Genomic DNA, 12524 nt, shown 5'->3' with positions numbered 1-12524 from the left:
CCCGCGCCACCGCGTCAGCCCGCCACCATCCCGCTCCCCCTCCTCGACCCGCCGGCCTTCGGAGACCTCGGAAGATGACCACGCCCGGACTGCTGCTGTGGGGAGTGCTCCCCTACCTCACCCTCGTCCTGCTCATCGGCGGCACGATCTGGCGGCACAAGTACGACAAGTTCGGCTGGACCACCCGCTCCTCGCAGCTGCTTGAGTCGAAGTGGCTGCGGCTGGCCAGCCCGGTGTTCCACTACGGCATCCTCGGCGTGATCGCCGGGCACCTGATCGGACTCGTCCTGCCGGAACGATGGACCACGAACGTGCACATCAACGAGCACGCATACCATCTGGTCGCGCTGATCCTCGGCGTTCCCGCGGGCGTCGCCGCGATCGGCGGCCTGGCGTTGCTGATCGTGCGCAGGCGCTCGACCAGGACCGTGCTGCTGGCCACGACGCCCAACGACAAGGCGATGTACGTGCTCCTGTTCGGCGCACTGGCCCTCGGCCTGAGCTCCACCCTGTGGAACATCGGCACGCCGGTCTACGACTACCGCGAGGGCGTCTCGCTGTGGTTCCGCGGCCTGTTCTCACTGCACCCCGAGGTGGAGCTGATGCAGGCCGCTCCGGTGATCTTCCGGATCCACGTGACCGTCGGCATGGTGTTGATCGCGGCGTTCCCCTTCACCCGGCTGGTGCACGCGTTCAGCGCACCGGTGCCGTACCTGTTCCGCCCCTACATCGTCTACCGCGCCCGCGACCCGAAGCGCCTGTCGACCCGCCCGGCCCGTCCCGGCTGGGAGTAAGAAGTCGTACTAGGCCCCGCGCGCCACAGCGTCACGCGCCGCCTGCTCGCACGCCGCCTGCTCACGCGCGACCAGTTCCCGTGCCGCCGTCTCGAGGTCCTTGGCCGTGTCGATCGCCCGCCAGTACAGGCCTTCGGGGATGCGGTAGCCCACCAGCCTCCGTTCCCGGGCGAGCTGCGGGTACGTGGTGTATTCGTGGTCTCCAAGCTCGGGCAGCAGCGCGGGGAACTCGGGCCCGAAGACGTACACGCCCGCGTTCACCGGCCACGGCACCGGCGGCGCCTCGACGAACTCGGTGATCAGCGGCGCGTCGTCGTCGGAGAGCTCCACCACGCCCCACGGCAGCCGCGGCCGCGCCAGCGCGAACGTGCCGAGCGCGCCGCTCGCCGCGTGCAGCGCCGCCATCTCGCGCAGCGAGAAGCGGGTCCAGATGTCGGAGTTGAGGGAGTACCAGTCCTCGTCCGGCCGCGGCAGCGCCTTGGCCGCGAACTTCATCCCGCCGCCGCGCCCGAGCGGCTCGATCTCGACCACCGTCGTGACCGCGATCGACCGGGAGTCCTCGGTGGCCGCGAGCCAGTCCTGCAGCACGTGCGCGAGGTGCCCGCAGGAGATCACGACGTCGGTCACGCCCTCCTCGGCGAGCCAGTCGAGCTGGTGCTCGAGGATCGACCGGCCGGTCCCGGGTATCTCGACCATCGCCTTGGGCCGGTCGTCGGTGTAGGGCCGCAGCCGCGAGCCCGTGCCGCCCGCCAGAATCAGCGCCTGCGTGACCGGGACGGCGCGAGTCGACGCGGAAGTCGGCAGGGAAGCCGGCGCGGCAGCCGGCACCCGCGGCCGCGGCCGCGGTGAACTGGGTTCCGGATCCGGCGATGTCGGCATGCGCATGCCGTCACGCTAGCCTGAATTCGAGTACTGCGATGTGCGCCGCCGGCGCGTCATCCCCCGCTGACCGACGCGATGATCTCCACCGTCGCGCCGCCGACCACCACCGTCTCCGGTCCGCCGAGCTCGCGGATGTCCACGCCGTCGATGTAGATGTTCACATGTCCGCGGATGGCCCCCTGTTCGTCCCGGATCCGCCGTTCGAGTGAAGGCACCTCGACCCGCAGCCGGTCGAGCACGTCCGGCAACGGCAGCCGCGGCGGATCGAGCGAGGTGTCCATCCCGACCGGGATGTGCGAACGGCCGCCCGCGAACCCGGCCAGCGCACTCGGCACGACCACCGTCGCCGTGTTCGTGTCCTCGGAGTCCAGATCAGAGTTCATGTCCATCGCCGTCAGCCTCCGCTCGCCCGTCCACGCCCGTCACCCGTTCGGCCCTCCCGTCCGTCAGTCCAGCACCGTCGCGCGCACCGAAAGCACGTCGGGCAGCGCGGTCGCGACGGTCTCCCACGACGACGCCTCGCCGGCGCACGCGTACAGCTCGCCGGTGCGGGTGCCGAAGTAGGCACCGGCCGGGTCGCCGTCGTCGGTGCACAGCGCGTCGCGCAGCACGAGCGAGTAGAACGCGCCGTCCGGCAGGCCCTCGCTCACGTCCTGCCAGCCCTCGGCGCCGTCGTCGGTCCGGTAGACGCGGCGCTTGAAGTCGGGCGCGAACCGGAACTCGTCGCTGGTGAGCGGGAACAGGTACGCGCGCCCGGACTTGCGCGGATCCGTCGCCACCGCGAAGCCGAACTCGCCCGGCAGGCCCTTGGCCGCCTCGGTCCACGTCGAGCCCCAGTCCTCGGAGCGGTAGACGCCGTTGTGGTTCTGCAGATACAGCCGCTCCGGGTCGGCCGCGTCCGGGGCGACCTTGTGCACGCACTGGCCGAACTCCGGGTACTGCTCCGGCTCGGGCAGGAAGGTGGCCCGGATGCCGACGTTCGCCGGCGCCCAACTGCCGCCCGCGTCCGTGCTCCGGTACACCCCGCCGGCCGACATGGCCACGAGGATCCGGTCCGGGTCGCCCGGGTGCGGCAGGATCGTGTGCAGCGCCTGGCCGCCGTAGCCCGGCGCCCAGTCCTCGCGGTGCGGGTGGTCCCACAGCGCCTCGTTGAGGGCGAAGCTCACCCCGCCGTCCTCGGAGCGGAACAGCGCCGTCGGCTCGGTGCCCGCATAGACCACGCCGGGCTGGTCGGCCGGTCCCGGCTGGATCTGCCAGACGCGGCCGAGCGCGGCTCCGGTGCGTTCGGGGAAGGCGATCGGGGCCCGGTCCGGCTCCTGCCAGCTCTGGCCGAGGTCATCCGAATGGAGCAGCGTCGGCCCCCAGTGCTCGCTCGTCGCCCCGGCGAACAGGCGCGGCCCGCGCTCGCGCGTGTCGATCGCGACCGCGTACACAGCCGTCATCGGCAGCTGAAGCGGGCCCACGTGCCAGGGGCGCCCTGGGCTCTTGCGAGCGATCACAAGCCCCTTGCGGGTACCGGCGAGCAACAGTGTTTCGGCCATGTCCCGACTCTAGGGCCTGTCCTGCCGATCTTGCGGCGCGAAACAGCTGATCACCGTCGCCTGGCCGCCCGGCCGAAGCACCCCCAGACAACCAGTATGAAGCTGCTCCGGCCGAGCGCCCGTGCTCGGCGCTGAGCCGTTTCGCATTGCCATATCGATGAAGCCCCGCGTTCCAGCGTGGCCACAAGATCGGCAGGACAGGCCCTAGCCTAGGCCGAGGATCCGACAATTTCCGCGCAACCACGCGAAATCTCGTCAACAGCGTGATCCAGTGCAGGAACGCCATTCGAGGCGGAAGCGGTCCATCCGACCTACCCGGGAAAGGCTATCCGGGACAGGAGTCTGATTCCCCGGCGAGCAGCCGGAACGCGTCGACCAGGGCGTCTACCCGCTCCTCGCCGAGCGGGCCGACGAAGCGCTCGCGCAGACCCGTGGCCAGGATCACGGCCGCCTGGGCGGTGGCGGCGACGCCCGCGTCGGTGAGTCCGGCCAGGATGACGCGGCGGTCGGTCGGGCTGGTGCGGCGCTCGACCAGGCCGGTCGCGCTCAGCCGGTCGACGAGCTTGGTGGTGCCGGCGGTGGAGAAGCCGAGCAGGCGCGAGATCTCGTTCATCGGCGCCTGCCGCTGCGGCGCGGCGCTCAGGTGCCAGAGCATCTGGAACTCCGGCGCGCTCAGGCCGCCGCCGCGCTCGACCTCTTCGAGCAGGTCACCGGTGATGCGCTGCATCCCGGTGTAGATCTGGAACCAGCGGCTCAGCAGCTCCGTGTCCGCGACACCCGAGCAACACCCGGCCGGATCCGCCTGCTCCTGCTCTCCCTCCACACGCGTGACTGTCATCGCTCGTCCTCTCCCATGCACGCCTCCTTGCCCAGTTTAACGCCGCTGGCTATTATCTCGCTGGAAAGATAATAGCCAGCGATCAGATAGCTGGCGATTCACCTTGGGAGGATTCCTCATGGCCACACAACCGACCCCCGGCAGCTGGACACTCGACGCCGCGAGCAGCCGAGTCGGCCTGCACCACAAGACGATCTGGGGTCTGGTCACCGTCAAGGGCGTCTTCGGCGCCGTGCAGGGCGCCGGCGAGATCGGCGCCGACGGCAGCGCCACCGGCCGCGTCCTGGTCGACGCCGCGTCCATCGACACCAAGCACGGCAAGCGGGACAAGCACCTGCGCTCCAAGGACTTCTTCGAGGTCGAGACCCACCCGCAGATCGTGTTCGAGGCCGCGACCGTGCGGCCGACCTCGGACGGCGCCGTCGTCGAGGGCGAACTCACGGTCCGCGGCATCAGCCGGAAGATCGACTTCCCGGTGCGAGTCGAGACCGAGGGTGCGGACGCCGTCGTGCTCACCGGCAAGGTCGAGATCGACCGCGCCGACTTCGGCATGACGTGGAATCAGCTCGGCATGCTCAAGGGCCCGGCCACCATCGACCTCGCGCTGCGCTTCACCCCGACCGCCGCGACCGCGTAGTCAGGTGCACCGAGGGAGCCGCCGTCCCTGCCGGTACGACGAACACCCCTTCCGAGTGACACCGGACGGCCGCCTCACCGCCCGCCACTGCTCCATCCGGGCGAACGTCGCGTGAGGCGGCCGGGAAGGATGGAAATCGGATGGCATGATCCCGGTTCATGGCAGGATTCATGCGGGCACTGCGGGCGGTCGGCTCCGTGGCCGGGGAGCTCATGATCACGGCGGGCGTGCTGGTCGGGCTCTACGTCCTGTACCTGCTGACCTGGACCAGCGTGGTCGCCCACGCGCAGGCCGAGGCGAACGTCTGCACCCTGCGACGCGAGTGGGCCTCCTCGGTCAGCGTCCAGCCCAGGGACGCCCAGCCGTTCGCCACCATCCAGATCCCGCAGATCCGCAACCCGGGCGTGTGGCCGATCCTCGACGGCGTGGCCCAGACCGAGCTGCAGCAGGGCGTCGGCTGGTACCCCAGCAGCCAGCTGCCCGGCCAGGCGGGCAACTTCGCCGTCGCCGCGCACCGGCGCACCTGGGGCGACATGTTCCGGTACCTCAACGAGGTCAAGACCGGCGACACCGTCGTGGTCCAGGACGGCAACACCACCTACACGTACCGCGTCATCGAGGACCCCGTCTTCGTCGACCCGACCTCCGTGGACGTGCTCGACAAGATCCCCGGCCGCTCCGGCCTCACCAAGCCCGGCAGCTACATCACCCTGACGACCTGCGACCCGGTGTACAACTCCTACCGCCGCCTGATCGTCTTCGGCCAGCTCGTGTCCAAGCAGACCACGCAGCACGTCTCGAAGGCGTGCTGACGGGGCGTGGACCCCGCGTTCACCACACCGGCCGTACCACCAGGATCGCGAGGTCGTCCTGCTGGCGCGGCGCGAACTCGCGCACGTCCTCGTGCAGGGCCTGGGCCAGGCCGCGCGGCGTGAGGCCGCCGAAGAGCGCGAGCCGGTCCTCGAGCGGGTAGAACACGCCGTCGCCGTTCCTGGCCTCGGTGAGCCCGTCGGTGTAGAGCACGAGCGTGGTGCCCTTCGGCAGCGGGAAGCGCCGCTCCCGGCGCGGTTCGGCCACCAGGTCGGCGAGCCCGAGCGGCACGCCCGACTCGCCGAAGTCCAGCCGCCGTGGCCCGCTGCCGTCGAGGGCGTACGCGGGCAGGTGCCCGCAGTCGATCACGGTGACCTCGACGTCGCCCGACCCGGCTTCGCCCGACCCGGCTTCGCTCTGGAATCCGAGCACGAGCGCGGTGACGAAGCGCTCCGGCTCGCCGCCGTGCACGGCGTCGTCGTTGAACCGGTTCGTCGCGGCCTCGATCGCGTCGACCAGGCCGGTGAGGGTGAGCTCACGCTGCGCCGCCTCCCGGAAGGCGCCGATGACGGCCAGCCCCGTGCCGAGCGCGGCCAGACCCTTGCCCTGCACGTCGCCGATCAGCACCCTGGTACCGAAATCGGTCTCCGCCACGTCGTAGATGTCGCCGCCCACCAGACGGTCCTCGGTCACCGGCTCGTACACCCCGTCCACCTGCACCGGCTCCGCGACCTGCGGCAACGGCCGCAGCACCTGCCGCTGCAACGCGGTCGCGGTGAAGCGCAGCCGGGCGATCTCCGCCTCCCGGTCCAGCCGGACACGGCAGGCGTAGACGGCCCCGGCGCCGAAGACCGCGGTGAGCGCGAGCAGCACGGCCGTGTCCCCGATCGTGGGCTCCGGGTGGATGCTCACCGACGCGAACACCGTCACGAACGCCCAGACCGCGGCGAACACGGTCTGGCCGAGCTTGCCGATACCCGCGACGATGGCGGGCAGGAAGATCAGCAGGCTGGTCAGCCGGGCCTGCGGGTCCACGGCCGCGCCGAGGCCGGAGATCAGCAGGGTGCTGGTGACCAGCAGGACCAGCAGCTGCGGGTTCGTCAGATGCCGCCGCCGCACCGGGGTCACGCCGCACGCACCGCCTCTCGCCGCCCGCCTCCCGTCCGACGCTAACGACGGCGGACGGCGGGCGCACGACCAGGCGATGGCGGCCAGCGTGGCCGGCCTGACGCCGCGGGGCCTGACGGGTGACGCGGATCAGCCGCCGCTCGAGGCTCCGGCGCTCGCCGTCGAGGTTCCACCGTCCAGCACCGTCCCGCCGAGCGCGGCGTGCACGGCGTCGGCGTAGGAGGCGTCGTCGGGCACGAGCACGACCCAGTTCGAGCCGAGCACGGCACGCTCCGAGGTCCCGCCGAGCAGCAGGCCGGAGACGTTCGAGGACGTCAGCACGTTCGCGAACGCCGCGGCATGGGCGTGATCGTCGAACACGGCGACGGTCGCGTCGGCCGAGCCGGTGCGCCCCGCGCCGGAGATCACGCAGTTCAGGCTGTTGCGAAGGCCCGGCATGGCGACCGTGTCGGCCGCGCCGGTCGCGGCGGTGCAGGTGTGCCCGGCCTGGCCGAGGTCGGTGATCAGCGCCGAGCTGTCGGCCACGGCGACACTGGAAGGTGTGGCGCCCGTACCGGCGCCACTGCCGGCGGCCGGCGTGGTGGCCGCGCCGGAACCCGGGTCGGCGCAGGCCGAGAGCGAACACAGCGCGAGGGGGACCGCGAGCGTGAGTGTGCACGCGGCGATGAGCGGTCGCCGGGGCATCAGGCCTCCTGAACATGCTGAGACGATCCGTCGCAGAGAGCTTACTCCTCGGTAACTTGTCGGCAAGGGCGTTCGCGGTCGCCGAAGGCGCCGGACCGGATCTCGTCTGGCCTAGCCAGGCGTGCGACCTGCGGCGCAGCGTGAGCATCCTGATCCCATGACCATCGACGACGAGGGCGAACCGGTCACCACCGGCTCCCATGGCGCTCCGATCGGTGCCCCGCTCGGCGCTCCGGACGGGCCGACCACGCCGCACCGTGGGACGGGCATGGCGGAGGTACGCGACGCCGTGTCGCTGCGCGCGACCCTCCTCGTCGTCTCGACCCTGCTCCTCGGCCTCGGCTTCGTCCTGTCGTACGTGGGCGCCCTGCACAGCCCAAAGCTGCAGAACGCGCCGATCACCGTCGTCTCGGCGGACCCGCAGGCCACGCAGCAGCTCGTGGCGCAGCTCTCGCAGGCCTCCGGCGGCGCGGTCACACCGAGCGCGGGCACCACCGAGGCCGCCGCGCGCGACGCCGTGGCCGACCGCTCGACCGCCGCCGCGTTCGTCTACAACGTGACCGGATCGCAGGACACCCTGATCGTCGCGTCCGCGGCGGGATCGGCGCAGGCCAGCGCGATCGAGAAGCTGTTCATCGAGCTCGAGGTGCAGTCCGACCGCACCCTGAGCGTGGACGACGTCGTCCCCGCCGGCGCCGAGGACTTCGACGGCCTTTCCGCGTTCTACCTCGTCGTCGGCTGGAGCGTGACGGGCTACCTGATCGCCTCGATCCTCGGCCTGAGCGCGGGCACCCGGCCCGCCAACCTCACCCGCGCCGTGATCCGCCTGGTGGCGCTGGCCCTGTGCGGCCTCGTGGCGGGCCTGATCGGCACCCTGCTGGTCCAGGAGCACGTCCTGGGCGCGCTCGGCGGGGAGTTCTGGCCGATGGTCGCGACCGGGGCGCTACTGGTGTTCGGCGTCGGCGCGATCACGATGGCGCTGGAGATCGCGTTCGGCATCGTCGGCATCGGCCTGGCCGTGCTGCTCGTCGTCGTGCTCGGCAACCCGTCCGCGGGCGGCGCCTTCCCGCGCGCCATGCTGCCCCCGTTCTGGCGGGCCATCGGCGCCTTCCTGCCCCCGGGCGCCGGCACCGACGCGGTGCGTTCGATCGCCTATTTCGGCGGCGAGCGCAGCGGCTACCCGCTGCTCATCCTCGGCGGCTACGCCCTGCTCGGCCTCGCACTCAGTCTGCTGCTATGCCTGATCCGCCCGCCGACCAGTACATCGGAGGGCGTCCTGGGCAGCGCGATGATGAACGACGACGGGACTGTCGCGACGACGCATACCGACCCGGCGTTCGGCGGCACGCCGGGCCGGCCTCCGAGCGGGCCGAGCGAGCCGCCGCCGAACCCGCCGCAGTGGCCGCCCACGACGCCGCCGTCCGGCCCTCAGACCGGCTGACCCACCTCGGACGCCGCGTGCTCGTGCGGGTGCGCGTGCTCGTGCTCGTGGTCCTGTGTGTGCTCGTGGTCCTGTGTGTGCTCGTGCTCGGGCGCGGTGGAACGGGCCGGGGCCGGGCGCACCTCGATCTCGGCGAGCAGGCGGCGGGTGGCCTCGGTCACGGCGTCCACCGCGGCGTCGAAGGCCTCCTTGTTCCGCGCGGACGGCGCGCGGAAGCCGGAGATCTTGCGCACGTACTGCAGCGCGGCGGCGTGGAAGTCCTCGGGCCCCGCTTCAGGCGTGACCGGCGGGCGGAGGGTCTTGATGCTTCGGCACATACCCCCAGTCTCGTCCGCCCGCGCGCGCCGATCCACCCCCTACCCCATCCGGGCAGGTCAGCGGCAGGCCGGGTGTCAGCAGCCGGGCTGCCTTCCGCGGCCTACAGGGCCAGCGCGAGCAGCGGGAGGCTGCGCCCCGGAATCGACCCGGACGGCACCGCGCCGATCCGGACCGCGCCCTGCGCCAGGTAGAACGGCTCGGCGAAAGGGTCGGAGGCGATGGTCAGCCGGTGGAAGCCGAGCTGCGTGGCCAGGGAGGAGATGTGCTTGAACAGCCCCGTCCCGACACCCTGCCCGATCACGTCCGGATCCACGAAGAGCATCCCGAGCTCGCCCGCCGGCGCCTCACCCTCGAGCGTCGCGAAACCGAGAATCCGTTCCTCCGGCTCGGCCCCCTGCGTCAGTCCGGACTCCGCGTCCGTCCCCCCGAGGTCCTTGCCTCCCACGGCCACCTGCGTGCGCCGCGGCACGACCGACTCCGCCCGGATCGTCAGCTCGCTGCGGAAGGCCGAGAGAAACTCCTCGTCATAGCCCCAGTGCGCCTTGGAACGCTGAGCCAGAACACTGAGCTGCTCGGCGTCTTCGGGCCTGGCCGGTCTGATCGCGAAGTTCGTCACCGCTTCAGACTAAAGGCGAGCGGCCTTGCGAGCCCGCACGACCGGCCGTGCGCTCCGGCGGATCCGCTCAGCCGAGCATCGTCGCCGTGAGAAACCCGACACTCGCCAGCCAGGACTCGTGATCGGGCTCGAGCACCTCGAAATGGCCCATGGAAGCGAACCGCGCCAGCTCGACCCGGTCGTCCACGGCGAGCGCGGCCCGGACGTAATCAATGCTCTGCGAGATCGGCACCCGGTTGTCCTCGTCGCCGTGCACGACGAGCTGCGTCACCGTGGGCCCGAGCGGCAACAGCTCGATCGGCGCGGCCAGCCGGTACGCGTCGGGCCGCTCGAGCGGCGTACCGCCCATGAACTCGACGGCCGCCGGAGGCTTGCCGTGCTCCTCGTCGAGCCGATCGTTCGCCGCGGCGCGCATATCCACCACACCCGCCAACGACACGATCGCGTACTCCGACGCGAGCGCCTCGTCCCCCGCGCCGCCCGACTCCGCGTCCGCGCCGGCACCCGAGGTGGCGCCTCGTCCGGCGCCCTGCCCGGCCAACGCCGACGCGACCCAGAGCGCAAGGTGTCCCCCCGCCGAGTGCCCGACGATCCCGATCCGCCGCAGATCGAACGGCAGCGGCCCGGTGCCCAAGCCCCGAACCGCGCTCAACACGTCCTCGCACGTCCCCGGCCACCCGCCGCCCTTTTCGCCGAGCCGCCGGTACTCGACGTTCACCGCCGCGAACCCGCGCCGGACCAGGTCCTCGGCGAGCGGCCGCATCAGGCCGAGCCCATAAGGCAGCCGCCAGAATCCGCCGTGGATCAGGACGACCACCGGATGCGGTCCCGGACCCTGCGGCAGGTGGACGTGAAAGTACTGCGACGGGTGCGCGCCGTAGGTGACGGTGAGCGGCTCAAGCGTCTCGGGGGCAGCGTCCGACATGCTCTGGGTTCCGTCCTGTCCGCTCATGCTCTTCGGTTCTCTTCAGCGCCGCCATGGTATCCATACGCCGACGACCGGTGGCCACAGCACCAATCCGTTCCAGTGAAGACTCAACCGTATGTCGAGCACCCGCCGCCCCCGCGGCGTTGAGCCGTTCGAGTGCGAGGCGAGGCCCCGCCCTGGCAGCGGTACGGAACGGCGGCGAGGCATGGGCATCGGCATGGGTGCGCGCGGAACAACGGGCACGGAAATCAATGACACGATGAATAGTGCTGACGATACGAGGCGCGAGGGCAGCCCCACCGTACTGATCGCGCACCACCCCGACGGCTCGGCGGACGTCAACGGCCTGGCCGTCCACATCGCCCCCGGCCAGGACTCGCGCGAGGCCGCGTATCTGGCCGCACTCGCGCTCGTCGCGGATTCGGGCCCGGCCCCGGTGGCGGCGATGCGGGTGGAGCCCGACGGAACGCAGTACCCGTTCACGCTCTACCCCGGACGCACCGTCCTCGCCGCGGATCTCTCGACCAAGCCACACCGCGCTTTCGCGTCCTTCAAGCCGAGCCGCGTAGCTGCCGGCGCCTGCGGCTGCGTCTTCGTGGCCGCACTCGCAGCCACACTGACATACCTCAACAACACCAGCGGCGACCGGACGAACATGGGCTCCAACCTGGCGAACACCGCCCCCGGATCGTCAGCCGGCGGAAGCACGCAGGCCGCCGGAGCCGACGTGGCACGCGGCACCCGCAATGCTCTGACCGCATTGCACGGCCCGGTCCCCGGCTCGGCAAAAGGTTCAGACGTGGTTTCCCCGGCCGCTGATGCCGAGGCGTCCGCATCCTCCGCCCGATCCCGCCTCTCGCGCCTGCGCTCAGGCGCCCACGATCCGTCCCGCCCGTTCGCGGCCGGCTGGCCGCCCGGCACGTTCCGGAGACTGCACGCCGTGACACCCGTCGCCGTCGGAGACGTGACACTCGCACTCATCGGCGGCCAGCGGTTCGATCCGGACATCGCCTACGTCATCACCGTGTCCACCAGCACCACCGACCCGATCACGTTGATGTACTCGTACTCGGGCTCGAGAGGCAGCCTCACCAGCACACACGAGATGGTGCTGTCCGGTCAGACGGAGTACATGGTGAGCGACACGATCCCCAGCAACGTGTTCTGCGGCGGCACCGTGACGATGCAGGCGTCGACCCAGCCGCGCTCCTCAACCGGCCCCGTCACGGCGACGACGACGCAGGAGTGCTGACCCGCCCGCCGCGATCGCCGTCCCCATCACCGTGTCCGTGTCCGTGTCCGTGTCCGTGTCCGTCCCCATCCGGTCGCGGAGCCTCTCCGCTGCCGTCCTCTTGTCGCGACGCCCCTCGCCGCAGCGGACGCAGCGGACGCAGCGGACGCAGCGGACGCAGCGGACGCAGCGGACGCAGCGGACGCAGCGGACGCAGCGGACGCAGCGGCGGCCGGACGTACCAAACGGCTCCGGCGGCGGCCACCAGGCACGCCGCGCCACCGACCGCGAGGCCCGTCCTCGGATCGGCGACCGCGATGATCCATCCGACCAGCGGCCCGCCGATCGGGGTGGTGCCCTGGAACGCGACCTGCCAGAGCGCGATGACCCGTCCGCGCATCTCGGGCCGGGCCGCGAGCTGGATGGTGGAGTTGCCGATGGAGATGAACGAAACACTGGCCCAGCCGGTGAACAGCAGCACCACGTAGGCGGTCAGAAGGTTGGGAGAGATCGAGCACAGCAGAATCGCCACGCCGAACCCGGTCGAGGCGCGGCCGCTCCCACCAGCGGGCCGACAAACTCGAGCCCGACCCCGAACCCGACGTGGTCCGCTCTGCCGACCGGTTGGCTTTCGCCTTCGCAGGTGCCGCTGGACGGCACGCTGCGGTGGACCGGT

Annotated in this window: 14 protein-coding genes and 1 pseudogene; 5 read left to right on the top strand and 10 right to left on the bottom strand. The window is 71.4% G+C overall.

Annotation, left to right across the window (positions count from 1 at the left end):
• Positions 1-74 precede the first annotated feature (74 nt).
• Positions 75-794: a respiratory nitrate reductase subunit gamma gene (gene narI, locus KDL01_RS32730; RefSeq protein ID WP_212532550.1), complete on the top strand. Its 720-nt coding sequence runs from the start codon at positions 75-77 to the stop codon at positions 792-794.
• A 9-nt stretch (positions 795-803) separates the two neighbouring features.
• On the opposite strand, the gene KDL01_RS32725 is transcribed toward narI, so the two are convergent.
• The 4 genes from KDL01_RS32725 to KDL01_RS32710 form a co-directional block, all read right to left on the bottom strand.
• Positions 804-1679, bottom strand: a complete 876-nt coding sequence (locus KDL01_RS32725; RefSeq protein WP_212532549.1) for a nucleotidyltransferase family protein — start codon at positions 1677-1679, stop codon at positions 804-806.
• Between the two features lie 50 nt (positions 1680-1729).
• Positions 1730-2065, bottom strand: a complete 336-nt coding sequence (locus KDL01_RS32720; protein ID WP_212532548.1) for a MoaD/ThiS family protein — start codon at positions 2063-2065, stop codon at positions 1730-1732.
• A 57-nt stretch (positions 2066-2122) separates the two neighbouring features.
• Positions 2123-3217 carry a WD40/YVTN/BNR-like repeat-containing protein gene (locus KDL01_RS32715; protein ID WP_212532547.1) on the bottom strand — a complete coding sequence of 365 codons (1095 nt, stop codon included), beginning with the start codon at positions 3215-3217 and terminating at the stop codon, positions 2123-2125.
• 325 nt (positions 3218-3542) lie between these two features.
• Positions 3543-4055, bottom strand: a complete 513-nt coding sequence (locus tag KDL01_RS32710) for a MarR family winged helix-turn-helix transcriptional regulator (protein ID WP_212532546.1) — start codon at positions 4053-4055, stop codon at positions 3543-3545.
• A gap of 118 nt (positions 4056-4173) precedes the next feature.
• Here KDL01_RS32710 and KDL01_RS32705 point away from each other — a divergent pair, with 118 nt between their 5' ends.
• Together KDL01_RS32705 and KDL01_RS32700 are read left to right on the top strand one after the other, a co-directional pair.
• Positions 4174-4692, top strand: coding sequence for a YceI family protein (locus KDL01_RS32705; protein ID WP_212532545.1), 519 nt, complete (start codon positions 4174-4176; stop codon positions 4690-4692).
• A 158-nt stretch (positions 4693-4850) separates the two neighbouring features.
• Complete coding sequence (locus tag KDL01_RS32700) at positions 4851-5504, top strand: class E sortase (RefSeq protein WP_212532544.1); 654 nt, start codon at positions 4851-4853, stop codon at positions 5502-5504.
• Positions 5505-5523: 19 nt separating this feature from the next.
• Here the strand turns inward: KDL01_RS32700 and KDL01_RS32695 are convergent, their stop codons facing one another.
• Both KDL01_RS32695 and KDL01_RS32690 read right to left on the bottom strand, forming a co-directional pair.
• Complete coding sequence (locus tag KDL01_RS32695) at positions 5524-6630, bottom strand: PP2C family protein-serine/threonine phosphatase (RefSeq protein WP_212532543.1); 1107 nt, start codon at positions 6628-6630, stop codon at positions 5524-5526.
• A 129-nt stretch (positions 6631-6759) separates the two neighbouring features.
• Positions 6760-7314 (bottom strand): hypothetical protein, encoded by a 555-nt coding sequence (locus KDL01_RS32690; protein ID WP_212532542.1) that lies wholly within the window; start codon positions 7312-7314, stop codon positions 6760-6762.
• A gap of 157 nt (positions 7315-7471) precedes the next feature.
• Here KDL01_RS32690 and KDL01_RS32685 point away from each other — a divergent pair, with 157 nt between their 5' ends.
• Positions 7472-8755, top strand: coding sequence for a hypothetical protein (locus KDL01_RS32685; protein WP_212532541.1), 1284 nt, complete (start codon positions 7472-7474; stop codon positions 8753-8755).
• Positions 8756-8856: 101 nt separating this feature from the next.
• Here KDL01_RS32685 and KDL01_RS46155 read toward each other — a convergent pair.
• The 3 genes and pseudogenes from KDL01_RS46155 to KDL01_RS32670 all read right to left on the bottom strand — a co-directional run.
• Positions 8857-9072: pseudogene (locus KDL01_RS46155) on the bottom strand (DUF2277 domain-containing protein); the annotation flags it as partial.
• Positions 9073-9173: 101 nt separating this feature from the next.
• The gene (locus KDL01_RS32675) at positions 9174-9689 is read right to left on the bottom strand and encodes a GNAT family N-acetyltransferase (protein WP_212532539.1); all 516 of its coding nucleotides are present in this window, start codon (positions 9687-9689) and stop codon (positions 9174-9176) included.
• A 67-nt stretch (positions 9690-9756) separates the two neighbouring features.
• Positions 9757-10614, bottom strand: a complete 858-nt coding sequence (locus KDL01_RS32670) for an alpha/beta hydrolase family protein (protein WP_212532538.1) — start codon at positions 10612-10614, stop codon at positions 9757-9759.
• Positions 10615-10876: 262 nt separating this feature from the next.
• Between KDL01_RS32670 and KDL01_RS32665 the strand changes: the two genes are divergently transcribed.
• Positions 10877-11869, top strand: coding sequence for a hypothetical protein (locus KDL01_RS32665; protein ID WP_212532537.1), 993 nt, complete (start codon positions 10877-10879; stop codon positions 11867-11869).
• Here the strand turns inward: KDL01_RS32665 and KDL01_RS32660 are convergent.
• Positions 11841-12380 (bottom strand): MFS transporter, encoded by a 540-nt coding sequence (locus tag KDL01_RS32660; protein ID WP_307846725.1) that lies wholly within the window; start codon positions 12378-12380, stop codon positions 11841-11843. The two genes, KDL01_RS32665 and KDL01_RS32660, sit on opposite strands and share 29 nt — an antisense overlap.
• Between the last annotated feature and the right edge of the window lie 144 nt (positions 12381-12524).

It is taken from the genome of Actinospica durhamensis (assembly GCF_018139695.1).
GTDB classification, from domain to species: Bacteria; Actinomycetota; Actinomycetes; order Streptomycetales; family Catenulisporaceae; genus Actinospica; species Actinospica durhamensis.
This window is presented reverse-complemented; position numbering and strand designations above follow the sequence as displayed.

What these genes read in the sequence shown, in the direction of transcription:
- KDL01_RS32715 (WP_212532547.1), bottom strand. Translation starts at nt 3,217, where the DNA reads ATGGCCGAAACACTGTTGCTCGCCGGTACCCGCAAGGGGCTTGTGATC.
- KDL01_RS32685 (WP_212532541.1), top strand. Translation starts at nt 7,472, where the DNA reads ATGACCATCGACGACGAGGGCGAACCGGTCACCACCGGCTCCCATGGC.
- KDL01_RS32700 (WP_212532544.1), top strand. Translation starts at nt 4,851, where the DNA reads ATGGCAGGATTCATGCGGGCACTGCGGGCGGTCGGCTCCGTGGCCGGG.
- KDL01_RS32710 (WP_212532546.1), bottom strand. Translation starts at nt 4,055, where the DNA reads ATGACAGTCACGCGTGTGGAGGGAGAGCAGGAGCAGGCGGATCCGGCC.
- KDL01_RS32670 (WP_212532538.1), bottom strand. Translation starts at nt 10,614, where the DNA reads ATGTCGGACGCTGCCCCCGAGACGCTTGAGCCGCTCACCGTCACCTAC.
- narI (WP_212532550.1), top strand. Translation starts at nt 75, where the DNA reads ATGACCACGCCCGGACTGCTGCTGTGGGGAGTGCTCCCCTACCTCACC.
- KDL01_RS32690 (WP_212532542.1), bottom strand. Translation starts at nt 7,314, where the DNA reads ATGCCCCGGCGACCGCTCATCGCCGCGTGCACACTCACGCTCGCGGTC.
- KDL01_RS32720 (WP_212532548.1), bottom strand. Translation starts at nt 2,065, where the DNA reads ATGGACATGAACTCTGATCTGGACTCCGAGGACACGAACACGGCGACG.
- KDL01_RS32725 (WP_212532549.1), bottom strand. Translation starts at nt 1,679, where the DNA reads ATGCGCATGCCGACATCGCCGGATCCGGAACCCAGTTCACCGCGGCCG.
- KDL01_RS32665 (WP_212532537.1), top strand. Translation starts at nt 10,877, where the DNA reads ATGAATAGTGCTGACGATACGAGGCGCGAGGGCAGCCCCACCGTACTG.
- KDL01_RS32705 (WP_212532545.1), top strand. Translation starts at nt 4,174, where the DNA reads ATGGCCACACAACCGACCCCCGGCAGCTGGACACTCGACGCCGCGAGC.